Source organism: Pseudomonas fluorescens (genome assembly GCF_902497785.1).
Lineage (GTDB): Bacteria > Pseudomonadota > Gammaproteobacteria > Pseudomonadales > Pseudomonadaceae > Aquipseudomonas > Aquipseudomonas fluorescens_BO.
In genome coordinates, this window is record NZ_CABVHK010000028.1 from 1 (window position 1) to 20,283 (window position 20,283).

The 20,283-nt window shown below is 59.5% G+C and carries 23 protein-coding genes; 1 reads left to right on the forward strand and 22 read right to left on the reverse strand.

Annotation, left to right across the window (positions count from 1 at the left end; genetic code table 11):
• Positions 1 to 30 precede the first annotated feature (30 nt).
• The 22 genes from araH to F8N62_RS29875 all read right to left on the reverse strand — a co-directional run bounded on the left by araH (position 31) and on the right by F8N62_RS29875 (position 19,598).
• On the reverse strand, positions 31 to 999 hold the full coding sequence (gene araH, locus F8N62_RS29770; RefSeq protein ID WP_150713984.1) for an L-arabinose ABC transporter permease AraH: 969 nt from the start codon (positions 997 to 999) through the stop codon (positions 31 to 33).
• Between the two features lie 12 nt (positions 1,000 to 1,011).
• Positions 1,012 to 2,550: an L-arabinose ABC transporter ATP-binding protein AraG gene (araG, locus tag F8N62_RS29775; RefSeq protein WP_150713985.1), complete on the reverse strand. Its 1,539-nt coding sequence runs from the start codon at positions 2,548 to 2,550 to the stop codon at positions 1,012 to 1,014.
• Between the two features lie 66 nt (positions 2,551 to 2,616).
• Entirely contained in the window at positions 2,617 to 3,621 is a 1,005-nt protein-coding gene (locus F8N62_RS29780; protein ID WP_150713986.1) for a substrate-binding domain-containing protein, read from the reverse strand.
• A 333-nt stretch (positions 3,622 to 3,954) separates the two neighbouring features.
• Positions 3,955 to 4,830 (reverse strand): SMP-30/gluconolactonase/LRE family protein, encoded by an 876-nt coding sequence (locus F8N62_RS29785; protein WP_150713987.1) that lies wholly within the window; start codon positions 4,828 to 4,830, stop codon positions 3,955 to 3,957.
• Between the two features lie 137 nt (positions 4,831 to 4,967).
• The gene (locus tag F8N62_RS29790) at positions 4,968 to 5,684 is read right to left on the reverse strand and encodes a FadR/GntR family transcriptional regulator (protein WP_150713988.1); all 717 of its coding nucleotides are present in this window, start codon (positions 5,682 to 5,684) and stop codon (positions 4,968 to 4,970) included.
• A 207-nt stretch (positions 5,685 to 5,891) separates the two neighbouring features.
• Positions 5,892 to 6,452 carry a DUF1285 domain-containing protein gene (locus F8N62_RS29795; protein WP_150713989.1) on the reverse strand — a complete coding sequence of 187 codons (561 nt, stop codon included), beginning with the start codon at positions 6,450 to 6,452 and terminating at the stop codon, positions 5,892 to 5,894.
• 16 nt (positions 6,453 to 6,468) lie between these two features.
• Positions 6,469 to 7,077, reverse strand: a complete 609-nt coding sequence (locus tag F8N62_RS29800) for a DUF4823 domain-containing protein (protein WP_150713990.1) — start codon at positions 7,075 to 7,077, stop codon at positions 6,469 to 6,471.
• Between the two features lie 168 nt (positions 7,078 to 7,245).
• Complete coding sequence (locus tag F8N62_RS29805) at positions 7,246 to 8,214, reverse strand: GTP 3',8-cyclase MoaA (RefSeq protein WP_150713991.1); 969 nt, start codon at positions 8,212 to 8,214, stop codon at positions 7,246 to 7,248.
• Positions 8,215 to 8,352: 138 nt separating this feature from the next.
• Positions 8,353 to 8,994: a TetR/AcrR family transcriptional regulator gene (locus F8N62_RS29810; protein ID WP_150713992.1), complete on the reverse strand. Its 642-nt coding sequence runs from the start codon at positions 8,992 to 8,994 to the stop codon at positions 8,353 to 8,355.
• A 394-nt stretch (positions 8,995 to 9,388) separates the two neighbouring features.
• Positions 9,389 to 10,180, reverse strand: coding sequence for a TatD family hydrolase (locus F8N62_RS29815; protein ID WP_150713993.1), 792 nt, complete (start codon positions 10,178 to 10,180; stop codon positions 9,389 to 9,391).
• A gap of 14 nt (positions 10,181 to 10,194) precedes the next feature.
• Positions 10,195 to 10,551, reverse strand: coding sequence for a PilZ domain-containing protein (locus tag F8N62_RS29820; protein WP_150713994.1), 357 nt, complete (start codon positions 10,549 to 10,551; stop codon positions 10,195 to 10,197).
• A gap of 32 nt (positions 10,552 to 10,583) precedes the next feature.
• Positions 10,584 to 11,570: a DNA polymerase III subunit delta' gene (locus F8N62_RS29825; protein ID WP_150713995.1), complete on the reverse strand. Its 987-nt coding sequence runs from the start codon at positions 11,568 to 11,570 to the stop codon at positions 10,584 to 10,586.
• On the reverse strand, positions 11,563 to 12,195 hold the full coding sequence (gene tmk / locus F8N62_RS29830) for a dTMP kinase (RefSeq protein ID WP_150713996.1): 633 nt from the start codon (positions 12,193 to 12,195) through the stop codon (positions 11,563 to 11,565). The genes F8N62_RS29825 and tmk overlap by 8 nt, the downstream gene beginning before the upstream one ends.
• A 19-nt stretch (positions 12,196 to 12,214) precedes the next feature.
• Entirely contained in the window at positions 12,215 to 13,435 is a 1,221-nt protein-coding gene (gene mltG, locus F8N62_RS29835; protein WP_150713997.1) for an endolytic transglycosylase MltG, read from the reverse strand.
• 3 nt (positions 13,436 to 13,438) lie between these two features.
• The gene (gene pabC, locus F8N62_RS29840; protein ID WP_150713998.1) at positions 13,439 to 14,254 is read right to left on the reverse strand and encodes an aminodeoxychorismate lyase; all 816 of its coding nucleotides are present in this window, start codon (positions 14,252 to 14,254) and stop codon (positions 13,439 to 13,441) included.
• Positions 14,254 to 15,498, reverse strand: a complete 1,245-nt coding sequence (fabF, locus tag F8N62_RS29845) for a beta-ketoacyl-ACP synthase II (RefSeq protein ID WP_131062725.1) — start codon at positions 15,496 to 15,498, stop codon at positions 14,254 to 14,256. The genes pabC and fabF overlap by 1 nt, the downstream gene beginning before the upstream one ends.
• Positions 15,499 to 15,605: 107 nt before the next feature.
• Entirely contained in the window at positions 15,606 to 15,842 is a 237-nt protein-coding gene (acpP, locus tag F8N62_RS29850) for an acyl carrier protein (RefSeq protein ID WP_150713999.1), read from the reverse strand.
• 191 nt (positions 15,843 to 16,033) lie between these two features.
• The gene (gene fabG / locus F8N62_RS29855) at positions 16,034 to 16,777 is read right to left on the reverse strand and encodes a 3-oxoacyl-ACP reductase FabG (protein ID WP_007942004.1); all 744 of its coding nucleotides are present in this window, start codon (positions 16,775 to 16,777) and stop codon (positions 16,034 to 16,036) included.
• Between the two features lie 16 nt (positions 16,778 to 16,793).
• Positions 16,794 to 17,732, reverse strand: a complete 939-nt coding sequence (fabD, locus tag F8N62_RS29860; protein WP_150714000.1) for an ACP S-malonyltransferase — start codon at positions 17,730 to 17,732, stop codon at positions 16,794 to 16,796.
• 127 nt (positions 17,733 to 17,859) lie between these two features.
• Positions 17,860 to 18,870 carry a phosphate acyltransferase PlsX gene (plsX, locus tag F8N62_RS29865; protein ID WP_150714001.1) on the reverse strand — a complete coding sequence of 337 codons (1,011 nt, stop codon included), beginning with the start codon at positions 18,868 to 18,870 and terminating at the stop codon, positions 17,860 to 17,862.
• Positions 18,871 to 18,874: 4 nt separating this feature from the next.
• Positions 18,875 to 19,057, reverse strand: a complete 183-nt coding sequence (gene rpmF / locus F8N62_RS29870) for a 50S ribosomal protein L32 (protein WP_008152339.1) — start codon at positions 19,055 to 19,057, stop codon at positions 18,875 to 18,877.
• A gap of 13 nt (positions 19,058 to 19,070) precedes the next feature.
• Positions 19,071 to 19,598, reverse strand: a complete 528-nt coding sequence (locus tag F8N62_RS29875; RefSeq protein WP_150714002.1) for a YceD family protein — start codon at positions 19,596 to 19,598, stop codon at positions 19,071 to 19,073.
• Positions 19,599 to 19,703: 105 nt separating this feature from the next.
• On the opposite strand from F8N62_RS29875, the gene F8N62_RS29880 reads away from it, so the two are divergent.
• Positions 19,704 to 20,282: a Maf family protein gene (locus F8N62_RS29880; protein WP_150714003.1), complete on the forward strand. Its 579-nt coding sequence runs from the start codon at positions 19,704 to 19,706 to the stop codon at positions 20,280 to 20,282.
• Position 20,283: the final 1 nt, after the last annotated feature.

A 20,283-nucleotide genomic window follows, 5' to 3' on the forward strand; every position in this document is an offset into this window, starting at 1 on the left:
GGGAGCAAGCTCCCTCGCCACAAAATCGTGTCAGCGTTGCTTGAGGCGGTCGATGACCACGGCCAGCAACAAGATCGAACCGCGAATCACATACTGGTAAAACGTATCGATGTTTTTCAGGTTCATCGCATTCTCGATGATCGCCAGAATCAACACCCCGGCAATCACATGCCGGATCATGCCGATCCCGCCGCTCAGCGACACCCCGCCCAGCACACACGCCGAGATCACCGTCAGCTCGAAACCCTGTCCGATCATCGGCTGACCCGAGGTCATCCGCGACGCCAGAATCACCCCGGCCAACGCCCCGATCACGCCGTGCACGGCGAAGATGATGATCTTGGTCCGGTCAACGTTGACCCCGGCCAGCAACGCCGCTTCCTGATTACCGCCGATGGCCATGGTGTTGCGCCCGTAAGTGGTGTAGTTCAGCAGCCAACCGAAAAACAGGAAGCAGACGATGGTGATCAGAATCGGCACCGGCACGCCGAACAGTTGGCCGTTACCGAAGACGAAGAACGATTCCTGCGACACGCCCACCGCTTTGCCATTGGCAAATATGTAAGCCAGACCACGAACGATCTGCATGGTCGCCAGCGTGGTGATCAACGCGTTGACCCGCAGCTTGGCAATCACGATCCCGTTGATCAGCCCGACAATCAGCCCCATCACCAGCGCCGCGCTGACGCCGAGGAATACGCTGTCGGTGTCGCGCATCACCACCGCCGCGACCACGCCGGCACAGGCAATCACCGAGCCCACCGACAGGTCGAAGTGCCCGGACGCCAGACAATACAACATGGTGCACGCGGCAATCCCGGTGGTGGAAATCGCCAGGCCGAGGCCGCGCATGTTCAGCGGCGAGAGGAAGTTGTCGATCAGCAGGGTGCACAGCACAAAGATCCCGACGGCTGCCAGCAGCATCACCCAGTCATCGAGGAAGCGCCGCAGGTCGAGCGGTTTGCGCTGGGTCGGCAAAGCGTTGTTTTGGGTTGTCATCATAGTCACCTCTCAGTTCGCCACGCTGTCAGCGCGGTGGCGCGGCAAAGCCAGTTGCAGCAGGTTGGATTCGTTGGCCTCGTCACGGGACAGTTCGCCGCGCATCGCGCCTTCGCAGAGCACCAGAATGCGGTCGGAAATACCCATGACTTCCATCAAGTCGCTGGAGACCACGATCACCGCAATGCCGCTTTCGGCGAGGTTATGGATGATCTGGTAGATCTCGGCCTTGGCGCCGATGTCGATGCCGCGAGTCGGCTCGTCGAGCAGCAGGACTTTCATCGGCATCGACAGCCAGCGACCGAGAATCGCCTTCTGTTGATTGCCGCCGGACAGGTACATGATTTTCTGCGCGGCGTTCGGCGTCTTCACTTTCAGCGCCTTGATCTGCTGGTCGGCGTTGCCCTTTTCCCACAGGCCGCGCAACAGGCAACCGAAGGTCGAATGGGCGCCGCGCGCGCTGATGTTGATGTTTTCGGCCACGCTGGAGAGCGGCATGATGCCCTCCTTCTTGCGGTCCTCGGGGCACAGCAAAATGCCGGCGGCAATCGCGTCGCGAGGTGAACGCAGTTTCAGTTCATGGCCGCGCAACTCAAGGCGTCCGGCGGTGTTGCGTTCCAGGCCGCTGAGCATGCGAAACAGCTCGGTGCGACCCGCGCCGACCAGGCCGAACAGCCCCAGAATCTCGCCTTTGTGTGCGTCGAAACTCACCGGCTCACGCAAGCCCGGCCCGAGCAAACCGGCGACCCTCAACGCCACCGCACCGCGTTTGCGCGGTCGGTAATCGTAGATGTCCTGAATATCGCGGCCGACCATGCAGGTCACCAGTTGATCGTGGGTCAGCTCGCCCATGTTGTCGAAGGTGCGCACGTAACGGCCGTCCTTGAACACCGTCACCGCGTCGCAAATGCGGAACACTTCTTCCATGCGATGGGAGACGTAGAGCACCACTTTGCCTTCGTCACGCAGGCGCCCGATGATCGCCATCAAGCGATCGATCTCCCGCGCCGACAGGCTGCTGGTCGGCTCATCGAACGCAATCACATGCGCGCCACGGGACAACGCCTTGGCGATTTCCACCAGTTGCCGCTGGCCGAGGGACAGACGCCCGACTTTTTCCTGCGGATCAATTTCGTCTGCCAGGCCTTTGAGGCAGGCCAGCGCTTGTTGGCGCAGCGCGCCGCGATTGATCAGGCCGAAACTGGCCGGCAGATGGCCGAGGAAAAGGTTCTCCGCGACACTCATTTCCGGCACCAGGTGCAACTCCTGATGAATCACCGCGACACCGCTGCCGATGCTGTCGGCGGTGGATTTGAAAGCCATCGTCCGCTCGCCGATTTGCAGGTCGCCGCTGCTTGGCGTGTAAGCACCGCCGAGGATTTTCAACAGGGTCGATTTGCCGGCGCCGTTCTCGCCCATCAGGGCATGAACCTGGCCCGGGTGCGCGACAAAACTGATGCCGTCGAGCGCCTTGACCCCGGGAAAGGTTTTACCGATCCCGTTGAAGCGCAGGCTGCCGCTGTCGTGTTGTGTCTGTACTTGCGCTCGCATAAAACCACCTCTTCAAACCGGTCAGGCAGCCCCGTCGCCAGGGCCGCCGATGAAATCAATCGCGCCTCAGTTCCACAGGCCAATCTTTTCCAGTTCCTGCTTGAAGTTCTCGCGCGTGATCAGGGTCACGTCATCCATCGCGGTGTATTTCGGTGGTTCTTTGCCGGTGGTGACCCACTCGAACATCATTTCGGCAGTCTTGTAGCCCTCGATGTGCGGGCTAGGCAGCATGGAACCGAAGAAGCCGCTGTTGGGTTTTTTCAGTTCGCCGATGGCGTCGGTGCCGTTGATGCCGATGCCGATCACATTGGCCGCGGCAAAACCGGCGCTCTCGGTGGCGCGTACGCCGCCCAACACGGTGTTGTCGTTCATGCCGCCGATGATCAGGTTTTTCGCCGCGCCCGGCAGCTTCACTAGCGCCGAGTTGGTAGCGTCCATGCTGCCCGGCACGTCGAGGGTTTTCAGCGCCGAGAACAGAATGTGGTCTTTGGGAATGCCGGCATCTTCCAGGGCTTTGACCGAGCCGTCGGTGCGCTTCTTGCCGGTGTCGAGTTCGTTGTAGGTGTTGATCACCGCGTAGGTGTCTTTCCAGTCCCAGCCGCGTTTTTTCGCTTCGGTGGCCATCGCTGCGCCCTGCTTCTGGCCAACTTCATAGGCCGCCATGCCGAGGTACGGAACGTCTTCCATGAACTTGCCGCTGGCGTCGACGAAGCGGTCATCCACGGCAATCACTTTCAAATCGTTGAGCTTGGCCTTGGCCATGATCGCCGGGCCGAGGGACACGTCCGGCGGGCAGATCACGAAGCCCTTGGCGCCATTGGCGGCCAGGCTGTCGATCGCGGAAAGGGTTTTCTCGCCGTCCGGCACAGCGATCTTGATGATTTTGAAACCCTTGTCTTTAGCGGCTTTTTCCGCGAAAGCCCATTCGGTCTGGAACCAGGGCTCTTCAGCCTGCTTGACCAGAAAACCGATCTTCACTTCCTCGGCGGCCAGCAAGGTGCTGCTGAGGCTGACCGCAGTGACCGCCAGAGCGGCACAGCACAGGGAACGGATCCCACGACGACGATTCATAAGCTGACTCCTTGTTATTTTTTTTGAGCGTTATTTTGAAAGCCGGTGTAGCAAATAGTCATATCGTATGATGATTGGTTTTCAAGCGTAGTTGCTCCTTACCTTTACGCTTTGTTTAGTCTTGGCCGATCACTGGAATGCAGATGCCTTTTTCCACGCACGACAAAAACCGGGCATCTGTCGATGTCCGGTCAAAAGACTTTTTGAATAATTGCTGCATCACTTCACCTGTTTTGTTTTTTTAAGTGTGAGTGCGTGTCACTGATGGCGCCGACTATAAACCCGACCGCCAAATAATCTCAATATATAATTTTACATCCCATATTTCGGGATTTAGCCGGAAAATCTCGTACAGGGTTTTCCTGGTACATCGACCTGAACGGATAACAATGCGCCATCCAGCGGATGGTTGAGCGGGCTTGCGGCGCTGGTGATGTAGAGGGTTTTCAGGTCCGGGCCGCCGAACACGCAACTGGTCGGACGGCTGACCGGCAATTCGATGATGCGATCAACGTGACCGTCCGGCGTCAGCCTCAGCAGGCAACTGCCGTCCCAGCGCGCGTTCCAGAGGTAACCCTCGGCATCCATCGCCGAGCCATCCGGACCACCGCGTTCATGGGGACCGAACCAGACTTGCGCGGGCTCGAGCTTGCCGTCGGTGCGGATGAAGTGCCGGTAGATCGTTTCGTCGAGGCTGTCGGCGAAATACAGCGTGGTGCCGTCATCACTCCACAGCAACGTATTGGGAATGCCGAGCCCCCGCAGCAACGGTGTGATCCGGGCATCGCGATCAATTCGGAACAAACCGCCGGAGCGCCGCTCGATCGGCAAGTCTTCAGCGTTTTCGCCGATGTTGTTTTGCATCGTGCCGAGCCACAGCCGTCCTTGCGCGTCGCAACGGGCTTCGTTGGCGCGGTTGCCGGGCTGCGGGTCGGCGACGCAGAACAGCGTCAGCCTTGGTTCAAGCCCGGGCGAGTGCAGATCCAGCCGATAGACTCCACTGCTCAACGTCACCAGCGCATCGCCGCTTTCGCAGGGGATGAAGGCCGATACGTGCTCGGGCATCTGCCAGATCTGCACGTTGTCGCCGACCAGACGCAGCGCTTGCTGGCCGGCGATATCCACCCAATAGAGCGCCTGCGTCGGTACATCCCAGAACGGGCTTTCACCGAGGTGTGCCCGGTGCTGGGTCACTGCGGTCCACTCCATGTAACCTCCTTTCTTGTTGCTTTTATGTGGGAGCGAGCCTGCTCGCGATGGACGTCAACGGTAACGCGTGCCCACTGCATAAACGTTGCCTTGAAGTTTTTCGCGAGCAAGCTCGCTCCTACAAGGGCTGTTGATTGTCAGCCGGTTTTTTTGGCGGCCATGACTTTCGGGTAGAAGCGTTTGATGGCCAGGTCAGCGTTGTCGATCAGGGTCATGCAGGCCCACACGCCCCGCGCGGCATCGCGGGCAGCGATGGCGTCGGCCATGTCTTTGTGGATCGGCAGAGTGCGACGTAATTCGTCCGGGTCGGCGGCGGAGACTTCGAACGACACCGCGAGCAACGCGCCGAGGGCCGGGACCATTTGTTCGATGAATTGATTGTGGCTGGCCGCAAGGATGCACTCGTGAAAGAACTGGTCAGCGCGGTTGTAATCGACGCCGCTGCCCACGGCGCGCTCCAGCGCGTTATAGGCCTGGAGCACCGCTTGCACTTGTTCGCCGGTTGCCCGTTCACAAGCCCAGCGTACGGCCATCGGCTCGATCGTGCGACGCAGGTCGAGCAGGTCGTCAACGAAGTTTTCCGGCAAGCCACTGCGCGACAGCCAGCCGACGACTTGCGGATCGAAAAGGTTCCAGCGTCGTACCGGCAACACCCGCGTGCCAACCTTGGGCCCGACTTCGAGCATGCCTTTGGCGACCAGGGTTTTGATGGCTTCGCGGATGACCGTGCGACTGACACCCAACTGCTCGCCCAGGTCGGCTTCGACCTTGAGCGTTTCGCCGGGCTTTACGTGGCCGGCAGCGATCCAGCAACCCAGCCAATCGACCGTCGATGAGTGAAAACTGCTGGACATGGGCACCTCGAAGCTGGGACGGCACGAAGCCGTTCGCAATGGGAGCCTACGCTAATCATCATACGATTGAGTGTCAATTTGAATTTTAAGAGGAGTGCGGTAAACACCTGTGGGAGCGAGCCTGCTCGCGAAGGCGTTGGCCTGTCCAACAGGTAGTTGTCAGTTGTACCGCCTTCGCGAGCAGGCTCGCTCCCACAGGGTTATGTGCTAGGGCTCGAGGCCGATGGGGAAGAATACGCCGCCGCTCCACACGCCCAGCCAGCGCTGCCCATCAATCTCGCGGGTCACGGCCAGCTCCACCAACTGGTAGAAAACATTGCGATGGATCAGTGCTTCGAGATTGGTGCGCACATGCACGTAAGGCGCAGGCTCTTGCGACACCGGATCAATGACTACGCGAATGGGGTGTTGCGTACCCGCGTCCGCGGTTTCATCAACGTTGGTGGTGAAGCGCAAAACCTGAGCCTCTCCCTCGCCTTCTACATCAACGGCAATCGCCACGAACGGCGCATCGTCGACCTTGATCCCGACTTTTTCCACCGGAGTGATGAGGAAGTAATCATCGCCGTCGCGGCGAATGATGGTGGAGAACAATTTGACCATCGGCTTGCGCCCGATCGGCGTGCCCAGGTAATACCAGGTGCCATCGCGGGCGATGCGCATGTCGATGTCGCCGCAGAAGTCGGGGTTCCACAAGTGGACCGGTGGCAAGCCTTTGGTCTTGGGGATTTGCCCCAACAGGTCGTTGGCTTTTTGCGGGCCACTCATGGTGTTCTCCTTTGGATTACTGGTCGCTGAGCCCCAACAGGCTGCGCGCATACTGCTCAAGCGGCGGGCCCATCAGGTCTTCTGGCTTTTCGTCGTGGAATGTCAGTAAACCGCCACGACTCTTGATACGCGCAGTATCAATCAAATACTGGGTGCTGGTCTCGATCAACATGAGTTGAATCACGCCAGTGTCGATACCGAGGCGATCCACATACTCCTGATCAAGCCATTCGTCCGAGTTGCCAATTCGGTCGTCTGACTTGGCGAAACGGGTGTAAAGCAAATAATGCGCGCCGGCGGCACGGGCTTCGCCCATGGCCTGATCGAGCCCCTCGGGCGCCCGCGCCCGGCGAACCATCGGAAAGTATTCGATAAAGCCATCGAAAGCGACTTCGGCAATTACGTTAGGTCGCGGATACACCGTGCTACCCGGCGGCGCGAAGGCGCCTTGGGCAATATAGACGAACGAATCCGGCTGAATGCGCAGGTTGTTCGCGCGGCGGCTATCGCTGTGGTCGAGCAGACCCGCGTCGCTCATGTGGTAGCGGGTTCCTTCAGCCAGATCGCTGACATTCATGCAGCCACCAAGCGCCAAAATGGCCAGCAGCAAAACCAGGCTACGCATCCTACCCTCCAGAGGCCGGTGACGGAAAACCGGCGAATGGCCATTGGATGCAGCTTCCGCGCCAGCTCATGCTCATCGTTGACTGGTAGATCGCAATCGCGAGCAGGCCCGCTCCCACAAGGTCGGTATAGACCCTGTGGGAGCGAGCCTGCTCGCGAAGAGGGCGGATCAGCCGCCGATGATTTTCATGACGGTGGCGCCACCAGAAAACGCCACTTCCTGCTTGTCACCCAGCGCCTTCATCAATAGCCGCTGCAAGGCAGGCAATGCCTGATGGCGCGGCTTGTCCAGCAGATCGCCGACATAGTGACGGTTACTCGACGACAGACAGCCATGCAACCAGCCCGTCGACGACAACCGCAGCCGCGAGCAGGTCCGGCAAAACGGCACGCTTTCATTGGCGATCACGCCGAAGTGACCCAGGCCCGGAATCTCGTAGCGAACCGCCGTGGCATCCACGGGCGCATCGGCCTGGAGGTATTCGTATTGATCGCCGATCAGGCTCAACAACTGTTGCAGGCTGACAAACTGTTGCAGGAACGCATTGGAGTCGCTGGCCAGATGGCCCATGCGCATCAGCTCGATGAAGCGCAACTCGTAACCGCGTTCCAGGCAGTAATCGAGCAGCGGCATCACCTGATCGAGGTTCTGCCCGCGCAACGGCACCATGTTGACCTTGATCTTGATGCCCGCCGCGCTGGCCTGATCCATACCGTCGAGCACCGTCGCCAGATCACCGCCGCGCGCAATGCTACGGAACGCTCTGGCATCCAGGGTATCGAGGGAAACGTTGATGCGACGAATGCCGGCGTCCACCAGCAGCGGCAGTTTTTTCGCCAGCAACTGACCATTGGTGGTCAGGCTGATGTCTTGCAGGCCCATTTGCCCGACGGCGGTCATGAACGCTTCAAGCTTGGGGCTGACCAGCGGCTCACCGCCAGTAATGCGCAATCGCTCGATACCGGCGGCTTCGATCAGATACGCCACACCACGCGCCATGGCTTCAGCTGACAGCTCATCCTGCGCAGCGACCAGCCGCTTGCCGTTGGGCACGCAATAGGTACACGCGTAATTGCAGGCGGAGGTCAGGCTGATACGCAGATTGCGAAAACGCCTGCCTTGACGGTCAACGATCATGATCACTCCGGCACAAGGGAATCGGACAACGCAAAACTTGACTCACAAATCAAGTTTTAGCAAGTCCTATGCCTGAGTATATTCCTGAGGTTCTGCGCCATATAGCGAAATCATGGCGCAATAAGGCAACTGAATGACTCAGGTGCCAGGGGGAATGTCGGTATCGCGCTTGCGCTTGTTGCCCATGCGCACGCCGATATCCATCAGAAACTGGAAGAAGCCTTCCTGGTCTTCCAGAACGTTGCTCCAGAAGGGCGAGTGATACAGCGCGACGGCGCCGTGCACCAGCGCCCAGGATGCGCAGTAGTGGAAGTAAGGTGGCACGTCTTCGAGTTTGCCTTCGCTGATGCGGCCCTTGATCAGCAGGGTCAGGCGTTCGAAATTCGAAGCACGGATCTTGTGCAGCTCCTCGACCATCTCCGGCACCTGATTGCCCTTGACCACCTTTTCTTCGAGGCGATCGAACAAGCGATAACGCTGCGGATCGCGCATGCGGAATTCGAAGTAGGCCCGGGACAACGCTTCCTTGTCCTTGTCGACATCGGCCGAATGCAACAGCTCGTTCAAATCACGCTCGTAATCGAGCATCAGGCGCAGGTAAATCTCCGCCTTGGACTTGAAGTGCTTGTAGATCGTGCCTTTGCCGATACCGACGGCATCAGCAATCATCTCGACGGTGACACTGTCTTCACCCTGGTCGAGGAACAGCTTGAGCGCGGTATCGAGAATTTCCTGCTCGCGGCGACGAAATTCACGGACCTTACGAGGTTCTTTATGCATAAGAAAAGGTCTGTTGGGGTCAAAATTCGAAGCCGCGTATTATGCCTAACTTGCGCCAAAATGCACGGATCATCCGAGCATATCTGTGTTTCTTGACGATTTCTCGCAGCGTTCGTATTTAATGAGAACGCTTCCGAAGCGGCCGTATTCCAAAATTGTTTAAAAACTGAGGTCGGTAAACTGGACTCGGCGCAATACTGATCAATACTTCAACTGTCGGCGGGGCATCTCCCCCAAGTGCCGCGACGATATTGGTACCAACGGACCGCGTACCATTGTTTTACTCCTAATGGTCTTAACCCGGATTCCCCCCCCAGAACCCGGGTTTTTTTTGCCTGCGATTTAGCGGCATCACCCACGTAGGCGCCGTCGAAGGCTGCGATCTATTCCAGCGTTATGCCGGTGCCCTGACATGCGCCAACGGAAACAGTCGCTTGAAATTCTCGGTGGTCTGCTCGGCAAATCGCTCATAGGACTCGCCACGCAACATCGCCAGAAACTCTGCCACTTCCCGCACATACTGCGGCAGGTTCGGCTTGCCGCGATGCGGGATGGGCGCCAGGTAAGGAGAGTCGGTTTCCACCAGCAAGCGATCAGCCGGCACTTTACTGGCCACGTCGCGCAGCGCATCGGCATTGCGAAACGTGACAATCCCGGACAGGGAAATGTAATAGCCCATGTCCAGCGCCGCTTTCGCCATGTCCCAGTCTTCAGTGAAGCAATGCAGTACGCCCGCCTGGGGCAGCGCAGCGTCGCGCAACAGGTTCAGCGTGTCGGCCCGGGCGCCGCGAGTGTGAATGATCACCGGTTTACCAGTTTGCTGCGCGGCTTGCAGGTGCAGGCGAAACGATTGCTGCTGCAGTTCCGCCGCTTCAGGCTCGTAGTGATAATCCAGGCCGGTTTCACCGATCGCCACGACGCGTGGGTGATTGAGCTCCTGCAACAGCCAGTCCAGCGCCGGCGCGGCACCCGGCTGCACGTCCAGCGGATGCACGCCCACCGAACAGTCGACATCGTCGTAGCGTTCGGCCAGGGCTTTGACGTCGGCCGCGTTATCGACGCTGACGCCGATACACAGAAAGTGCCCTACCCCGCGCTGACGGGCCGCATCGAGTGCGGCGTCCAGGGAGCCGTCGTGGGCGGCGAGGTCGAGGCGATCAAGGTGGCAATGGGAATCTACGAGCATAAAAGGGCTGCAACTTACATCGTATGAGTGGGACGGTCGGACTTCAGGGCTCCGGCCAGATGAGTTTCGATTCGACTGCGCGCGGTAGTGTCGCCGTCGTTGAATTGCACGCCGACACCGGCAGCACGGTTGCCCTGCCCGCCTTTCGGGGTAATCCAGGCGACCTTGCCGGCGACCGGGATCTTCTCCGGTTCATCCATCAGGTTCAGCAGCATGAATACCTCATCGCCCAACTTGTAGCTCTTGTTGGTCGGGATAAACAGGCCACCGTTCTTGATGAATGGCATGTAGGCCGCGTAAAGCACCGACTTGTCCTTGATGGTCAGGGCCAAAATACCGTTGCGCGGCCCCTGATTGACGGCTTCATTCATGCTGACCTCCACTGCTGACGTTCAGAGTCTAGTCACTTCTGGGCAGGCAAAGACGCCCATTGCACCAGCAATGCTTCCAGTAACAGCACCCGATTGAGGTTGGCTTTGCTCATGACTTTCTGGCGCTGGGCGAGGATCCAGTCCTGAATAGTCAGGACTTTGTCCTGAGCGCTTTTCTGCGCCAGGTACTGAATCACTTTGCGCATGTCGGCCAGCCCCAGGCCTTCTTCGTCTTGAGTGAGCTGATAACGCAGGATCAGGCTCGACCAATCGCAGAACCAGTCGAACAGCAACAACAGCGGTATTGCATTCCAGCCTTCGGCGAGTTGCGTCGGCGATTGCTGCTGCTTGAGCAACTTTTTCACGCCTTCGACCACCAGCGCCCGTTGTTCACGCACGCCCTGATTCTGCAAGTTGACGGCGGCCAGCGGCGAACCGGCGGCCAGTGTCAGCAGTTCGACGCGCTCCTCCTCGGAACAGTCCGGCAGCGCCTTTGCCAGCCACGCAAGGCTCATCGCCTCGCTCGGAAGCGGGCAAGCCTGCTGCACACAGCGGCTCTTGATGGTCGGCAACAGACGGCTGGTCTGGTGACTGACCAGCAACAAAACCGTGTCGCCAGACGGCTCTTCAAGGCTTTTAAGCAAGGCGTTGGCGGCGTTGACGTTCATCGACTCGACCGGCTCGATCAACACCACCTTGCGTCCGCCCATCTGCGCGGTCTGCACCACGAAGCTGACCAGATCGCGCACTTGGTCAACCTTGATGGCCTTGTCGGCTTCTTCCGGTTCCAGAATGTAGTTGTCGGGGTGGCTACCGGCTTTCAGCAACAGGCAGGATTTGCATTCGCCACAGGCATTCTGGGCGGTCGGACGCTGGCAGAGCAAACTGGCCATCAACCGTTCGGCCAGCGCACGCTTGCCGATCCCGGCCGGACCATGCAGCAGATAGGCATGCGCGTGTTGCTTGCGGCCGGCCAACTGCTGCCAGAGACTGTCCTGCCACGGATAGGCTTCAGCCACGGGTCAGCTCCAGCAAGCGCGGAAGCAAGGCGTCCAGGGATTGCTGAACCTGCGGCAACGGTTGGGCAGCATCAACCAACACATAGCGCGCGGGATCGGCTTCAGCGCGCTTGAGGAACGCAGAGCGCACCGCATCGAAAAACGTCCGGCCTTCCAGCTCGAAGCGATCCAGACGACCGCGAGCGCTGGCGCGGGCCAGGCCCACTTCTACCGGCAAATCGAAAATCAGCGTCAGGTCCGGGCGCAGATCGCCCTGGACGAATGTTTCCAGGGCCGCGATGCGTTCAAGCGACAAGCCGCGACCGCCGCCCTGATAGGCGTAGGTGGAATCGGTAAAACGATCACACAGCACCACGGCACCACGGGCCAGCGCCGGGCGGATCACGCCGGCCAGGTGCTGGGCACGGGCGGCGAAGACCAGCAGCAATTCGGTGTCGGGGTCCATGACTTCATCGATCGGCGCCAGCAACACCTCGCGGATCCGCTCGGCCAACGGCGTGCCGCCCGGCTCGCGGGTCAGCACCACTTCGATACCGGCGGCGCGCAGGCGCTCGGCCAGGTATTCGCGGTTGGTGCTCTTGCCCGCGCCTTCGGGGCCTTCCAGGGTAATAAACAAGCCAGTCACAGGCAGTCCTTAGTCAGAATCATTGCGGGCTTTGCGGCGCGGCGGCGTCCGGTTCGGTTGCAGGCGCGGCATCGGGCTCGCTGGCAGGTTCTTCAGTCGGTGGTTGCACCGGTTCTGCCGGCGTCACTGGCGGCAGCGCCTCGGGAGCGGTGTCGGGCGAAGCCGCCGGGATGGGCGCCGGATCGTCTGTCGTCTCCGGCGCGCTCCCCGGCGCCGGGCTGGAGCGATAATCAGCGCGGCGCTTGAGCTGGAATTCGCGCACCGCGTTGTTGTGGGCATCCAGATCAGCGGAGAACACATGGCTGCCATCGCCGCGTGCTACAAAATACAAACTGTTGCCGGCCACCGGATTCAACGCCGCATGAATGGCTTCGCGCCCCACCATCGAGATCGGCGTCGGCGGCAGGCCGGGGATCATGTAGGTGTTGTAAGGGGTCGCTTCTTTGAGATGGGCACGGGTCAACTTACCGTTGTAACGGTCACCCAGACCATAGATGACGGTCGGATCAGTCTGCAACAGCATGCCTATTTCCATGCGTCGCACGAACACGCCGGCAATCTGTCCACGCTCTTGCGGCACGCCGGTTTCCTTTTCCACCAGCGAGGCCATGATCAGCGCCTGATAGGGTTCGGTGTAGGGCACGTCCGCCGCGCGCTGTCCCCACTCTTTGGCGAGCACTTCATCGAGCCGATCGTAAGCTTTTTTGAGCAGCTCGACGTCGGTCATGCCACGCACGAAACGGTACGTGTCGGGGAAGAATCGTCCTTCTGGAAAAATCCCGCTGTGGCCGAGCTTGTCCATCACCTGGCTGTCGCTCAAGCCGTCCAGCGTCTGCTCAAGTTTTTCATCCTTGGCCAGGGCCTCGCGGACCTGATGGAAATTCCAGCCTTCGACCAGCGTCAGGCTGTACTGAACCATTTCCCCGCGTTTCCACACGTCAATCAGGTTCTCCACCGTCATGCCGGGCTGCAGGCGGTACTCGCCTTTGTGCAACGGTTGTCCGGCCAGGTTGAAGCGCCAATACACACGTAGCCAGAAAGCGTCCTTGATGATGCCATCGGCTTCCATGCGATAGAACGTGCGGGTTGGTGTCGTGCCTTTGGGCACGTCCAGCAGCTCTTCTTGTGTAATGTTCAGCGGTTGTTCCAGCGCCGAATGGATTTTCCAGGCGGAAGCGCCCAGACACAGCCCTGCCAGAACCAGTCCGGTTTCCAGCAGCAGCAAGAATTTACGTCTCACGTATCAAGCATCCAGTAGCGCGCGGGCAATGGTTTGGAGTTTACGGGTGAGCGGCCCAACCGGCCAGCTCAGTGCTGCATAGGCGCGCACCGGCCAAACGCCATACACGCTGTTGCAGACAAAGACTTCGTCAGCCCATTGCAGCTGTTCGAGGGTGATGTCGGTGATTTGCGTGGGGATCCCCAACGACTCGGCTTGAAACAATAATTCCGCACGCATCACGCCGGCAACCCCGCAACGCTTCAGATCGGCAGTGATCAACGCGCCATCACGGATCAGGAACAGATTGCTGAATACACCTTCAATGACGCGTCCGGCCTGGTCGAGCATCAAGCCTTCGGCATGCTCGGTGTCTTGCCATTCGGAACGGGCGATCACTTGCTCAAGACGGTTCAAATGTTTGAGCCCGGCGAGCAAGGGTTGTCGGGAAAGTCGTGTGGTGCACGGAAACAGGCGCACGCCTTGCTCTGCATGGGCAGCGGGATAAGCCGCCGGCGGATTTCCTTGCAGAATGCGACGGGCCTGGGCCGAGGGATCGGGCGCATAACCGCGCAGGCTGTCGCCGCGGGTGAGGATGAGTTTGAGCACGCCCTCCCCCAGTGCTGCGGCATAGGCCAACATTTCGCTGCGGATCAGTTCGTGGTCGGCAGCGATTGCCAGGCGCGAGCAGCCTTGCGCCAGACGCGCGAGGTGCCGCTCCAGCAACAGTGGCTGGCCCCCGCGCACGGCAATGGTCTCGAACAGACCATCACCGTAAGCCAGGCCGCGATCTTTCAGCGACAGAGCGTCAGCCGGCTGACCGTCGACCCAGCTGTCCATCAGTCAGCGAACCGGCGGAACACCAGCGAGCCGTTGGTACCGCCAAACCCGAAGGAGTTCGACAGCACCACATCGATGTCCATGTTGCGCGCAGTGTGCGGGACGAAGTCGAGGTCGCAACCTTCGTCCGGCTCATCGAGGTTGATGGTGGGCGGTGCGACCTGACTGTTGATTGCCAGCACGCTGAAGATCGCTTCGACCGCGCCCGCCGCACCCAACAGGTGACCGGTCATGGATTTGGTCGAACTGACCGCCAGCTTGTAGGCGTGATCGCCAAACACCGACTTGATTGCACAGGCTTCAGCCAAGTCACCGGCCGACGTCGAAGTGCCGTGGGCATTGATGTACTGAACCTGATCGCTGTTGATCTTCGCATCGCGCAGGGCATTGGTGATGCAACGTGCCGCGCCTGCGCCATCCGCCGGAGGCGACGTCATGTGGAACGCATCGCCACTGGTACCGAAACCGATCAGCTCGGCATAGATGGTCGCGCCGCGAGCCTTGGCGTGCTCCAGCTCTTCCAGAACCAGTGCACCGGCGCCATCGGACAGGACAAAGCCATCACGGCCCTTGTCCCAAGGACGGCTGGCGCGGGTCGGCTCGTCGTTGCGGGTCGACAGTGCGCGGGAGGCACCGAAGCCGCCCATGCCCAGACCGCAGGCCGCCATCTCGGCGCCGCCGGCAATCATCACGTCGGCTTCGTCGTACATGATGTTGCGTGCAGCCATGCCGATGCAGTGCGTACCGGTGGTACACGCTGTGGCGATGGCGTAGTTGGGTCCCTGTGCACCCAGGTGGATCGACAGGAAACCGGAAATCATATTGATGATCGAGCCAGGCACGAAAAACGGAGAGATCCGTCGTGGGCCGGAATCATGCAGCGTACGGCTGGTTTCTTCGATATTGGTCAGACCGCCAATGCCCGAACCCATGGCCACGCCGATGCGCTCGCGGTTGGCGTCAGTGACTTCCAGACCGGCGTTGCGAACTGCCTGAAAACCTGCAGCCAGACCGTATTGAATGAACAGGTCAAGCTTGCGAGCTTCCTTGACCGACAGGTATTCCTCGACATTGAAGCCCTTTACCGAGCCGCCAAAACGGGTGGAATAGGCAGAAAGGTCGGTGTGTTCGATCAGACCAATGCCACTGCGGCCAGCCAGAATGCCCTGCCAACTGCTCGGCACATCCGTGCCCAGTGGCGACAACATACCCATACCGGTGACTACGACGCGTCTACGCGACACAGCACTCTCCTTTTTCAAATGACGACTTTGCATCAGGCCTAAAGAAAAAACCGCACGCCATGAGGCAGTGCGGTTTTTCCATGACAGCAAGCAACGATTACAAGCTATTAAGCCTGGTGGTTAGTAACGTAATCGATTGCAGCTTGTACAGTAGTGATCTTCTCAGCTTCTTCGTCAGGGATTTCGGTCTCGAATTCCTCTTCCAGAGCCATCACCAGCTCAACGGTGTCAAGGGAGTCGGCACCCAGGTCTTCAACGAAGGAAGCGGAGTTAATCACTTCTTCTTCTTTAACGCCCAGTTGCTCGGCAACGATTTTCTTGACGCGCTCTTCGATGGTGCTCATACCTTGTTTTCACTCCTAATGGACAAATTCAGGCAGCTGGCCAGTGGGTAAGTGTATAGAAAGCCTTTTCGGTTTTTCAACTGAAAGCTTCACTCCTCAAACCCTGCGACCCACTGCCTATAAATAGATTGCAGCTTTATAACGGATTTTAGACAGCTCGTATGACATTTTTTTGAAGCAATCCGTCACATTTAACTCATGTACATCCCGCCGTTCACCGGGATTGTAGCCCCAGTAACGTAAGCCGCACCGTCGGATGCAAGAAAAGCGACCACAGACGCGATCTCTTGTGCTTGCCCCAGACGGCCCAGCGGAATTTGCGTCTGCAAGGCTTCACGCTGTGCCTCGGGCAATTCGCGGGTCATATCGGTGTCGATGAACCCTGGGGCCACCGAGTTTACCGTAATCGAACGCGAACCGACTTCACGCGCCAGTGCGCGACTGAAACCTTCCAGACCGGCCTTGGCGGCAGCGTAGTTTACTTGGCCTGCGTTGCCCATGGCACCCACAACCGAGCCAATACTGATAATTCGTCCCCAACGGGCTTTGGTCATACCGCGCAGAACGCCCTTGGACAAGCGGAACAGACTGTTCAGGTTGGTATCGACGACGTCATGCCATTCGTCATCTTTCATGCGCATCATCAGGTTATCGCGGGTGATACCGGCATTGTTGACCAGGATCGCCGGCGCACCGAACTGTTCCTGGATGCTCGCCAACACCGCAGCAACGGATTCGTCGCTGGTGACATTGAGTTCCAGGCCAGTGCCTTGAATACCGTTTTCTTTCAGGGTGGCGGCGATACGCTCGGCACCCGAGGCGGATGTCGCGGTGCCCACAACGATGGCACCCTGACGACCCAGTTCCAGGGCGATAGCCTGGCCGATACCGCGGCTCGCGCCGGTGACCAGTGCAACTTTACCTTGCAGACTCATGCAAGCTTCTCCTGATTCAGGCCAATGCTGCGCGGGCGGCAGCGAAGGCGTCTGGGGTATTGAGGTTGGATGTCGACACGCCTTCGGCGCAGCGTTTGTTCAGACCTGCCAGCACTTTGCCAGGGCCGCATTCGACCAGCTGAGTCGCGCCCTTGGCGGCCAGCGCCTGGACCGATTCGACCCAGCGTACAGGCTTGTAGAGCTGCTCAAGCAGATCGCGCTTGAGGGTTTCAAGATCCGCGGGCACAGCAGCGCTGACGTTCTGCACCACAGGAATCTGCGGCGCCTGCCAGTTGATCGCCGCGATCGACTCGGCGAAACGCTCGGCCGCCGGGCGCATCAGTTCGCAATGAGACGGCACGCTGACCGGCAACGGCATGGCGCGCTTGGCACCACGGGCCTTGCAACCTTCGATGGCGCGTTCGACCGCAGCCTTGGCACCGGCGATGACCACCTGGCCTGGCGAGTTGAAATTCACCGCGCTGACCACTTCGCCTTGCGCTGCTTCAGCACAGGCTGCCAGTACGTCAGCGTCGTCCAGACCGAGGATGGCAGCCATGCCACCCTGCCCGGCCGGAACGGCTTCCTGCATCAACTGACCGCGGCGCTCTACCAGCTTCACCGCGTCGCCCAGACTCAGGCTGCCCGCCGCGACCAGCGCGCTGTATTCGCCCAGGCTGTGACCGGCGACGTAGGCCGGACGCGCACCGCCTTCTGCCAACCACAGACGCCACAAGGCGATCGAGGCGGTCAGTATCGCCGGCTGGGTTTTATCGGTTTGATTGAGCAGCTCTTCCGGCCCCTGCTGGGTCAGTGCCCACAGGTCGTAGCCGAGAGCGTCGGAGGCTTCTTTGAATGTTTCGAGGACCACTGGATGTTGCGCGCCCAACTCGGCCAGCATGCCGAGGGACTGCGAACCCTGTCCTGGAAAGACGAATGCGAGGGAAGCAGACATGTAAACAAGCCCCTAATGATCTTGTCGTCGGAGAATTGACGTCCCGCCAGGGGGACGCAAGAAACTGACAGTTTGGATGGCCAATTGAACTGAGCGGTCACATTTAAGCATTGTCCGACGAAAATGCCTAAAGCAACAAATCCTCCAGACGACCGTGAATCCGTTCCGGGAGGTTTTCCTGGATCTCGATCAGGGCACGCGAGATCGCACTCTGAAACCCTTCGACCCCTGCCGAACCGTGGCTTTTCACCACGATCCCCTGCAATCCCAGGAAGCTGGCGCCGTTATGCCGAGCGGGCGCGAGGTCCGCTTGCAGGCGCCTCATCAGCGGCAAGGCCATGGCGCCGACCATTTTTGTCGCAAGGTTTTTCCTGAACAGGGCTTCGATGCGAGCTGAAATCATGGTCGCCAGCCCTTCACTGGACTTGAGCAGGATATTGCCGACAAAACCGTCGCACACCACCACATCTGCCTCGCCACGGTACACACCGTCACCTTCGACAAACCCGATGTAGTTGATGCCGCGAGCACTCTGCAACAGCGTTGCCGCCAATTTGACCTGCTGATTGCCCTTGATGTCTTCGGTGCCGATGTTCAGCAACGCGACACGCGGGCGGACGATGCCCAGGGTTTGCGCCGCCACCGAGCCCATCACCGCAAATTGCAGCAGGTGCTCGGCACTGCAATCGACGTTGGCACCCAGATCGAGCAACTGGCAATAGCCCGTCTGCGTCGGAATCGCCGCGACCATGGCCGGACGGTCAATGCCCGGCAAGGTCTTGAGCACGAATCTCGACAACGCCATCAACGCGCCGGTATTGCCGGCACTGACACAGGCTTGAACCTTGCCGTCACGCAGCAACTCCAGCGCCACCCGCATCGACGAGTCCGGCTTGCCGCGCAAGGCCTGGGCAGGCTTTTCGTCCATGGTGATGACTTCGCAGGCCGGTGTAATCGACAGGCGCGAGCGATCCACAGCCGATTGGCCAGCGATCAATTCTTCAAGAAGGGAGGGTTGACCGACAAGGGTCAGGTGCAGCGAGGGCGTAGCATTCAGGCAAGCGATGCTGGCCTGGACAATGCTGCGGGGACCGAAGTCCCCGCCCATTGCGTCAATCGCGATGACTTGAGCAGACAAGTGATTACTCGTCAGCGCCCTTGTCGATCACTTTACGGCCACGGTATACGCCTTCTGGCGATACGTGGTGACGCAGGTGAATTTCACCGGTGGTTTTTTCTACAGACAGAGTGCTCGCCGTCAGGGCGTCGTGCGAACGACGCATGTCACGGGCAGAGCGGGATTTTTTGTTCTGCTGAACAGCCATAATTGATTAACTCCTAAACGTTTGGGTCACGCTTTAACTGCGCCAATACACTGAACGGGTTGGACCGCGTTACCTCGTCCTCGCTCGGTTCGGGCTCATCGAGACCCGCCGGCTGCTGGCATTCTTCCGGATGATGAGCAGGCACAATGGGCAAGGCGAGCAGAAGCTCCTCCTCGATCAGTGACTGCAGATCCAATGGATCTTCGCCCAGTTCCAGCACGTCATAACCTTTCGGCAACGACTGGGTATTCGCACCCTCCTTCACCACAGCATAACTGCACCCGCTGTGGATCGGCAGGGTGACCAGCTCAAGACAACGCTGGCAAACCATTTTGACTTCGGTGTCGATAAAGCTGTGGATGACCACAGATTTACGTTCATCTCGTTCAAAAACGAATTTAGCCTGCACCGTACCGACAGTGTCGGAAAGCGGGTCGCAGAGTCTCTTCAAATCGGCCAGCAGCAGTTCACCTTGTAGGGTGGTGCCACGGTCAGCCAATTTGCGCGGGTCAACGTGAGGTGGAATCGGGTCATTCAACATAGGCGCAGCATTATAGGGATGCACCCGGCCATGTCAAAGGAAATTCAGCCCTGTCCGTCACTTGCAAGCCTCGCTAGAATTCGCCCCTGTCTTCTGGAGATGCGCATGCTGCCTTTATTACTTGCTTCAAGCTCGGTTTATCGCCGGGATTTGCTGGCCCGCTTGCAGCTACCGTTCATCTGCAGCTCGCCGGACATCGATGAAAGTCATCGACCGGGAGAGCCTGCCATCGAACTGGTAAAGCGTCTCGCCAAAGAAAAAGCCCAGGCCCTCGCCGGCAGCCACCCCGCGCATCTGATCATCGGCTCCGACCAGGTCGCCGTGCTCGGCGAGCGAATTATCGGCAAACCCCACACCTTCGAGAAGGCTCGTGAGCAGCTGCTCGCGTCCAGCGGCGCCAGCGTGACCTTCCTCACCGGCCTCGCCGTCCTCAACAGCCAGACCGGGCAATGCCAGGTCGACTGCGTGCCATTCACGGTGCACATGCGCACACTCGACACCGCGCGCATCGAACGCTACCTGCGCGCTGAGCAGCCCTACGATTGCGCAGGCAGCTTCAAGGCCGAAGGTTTGGGCGTGAGCCTGTTTCAAAGCACCGAAGGCCCTGACGCCACCAGCCTGATCGGCCTGCCATTGATTCGCCTGATCGATATGCTGCTGGCCGAAGGCGTGCAAATCCCCTGAA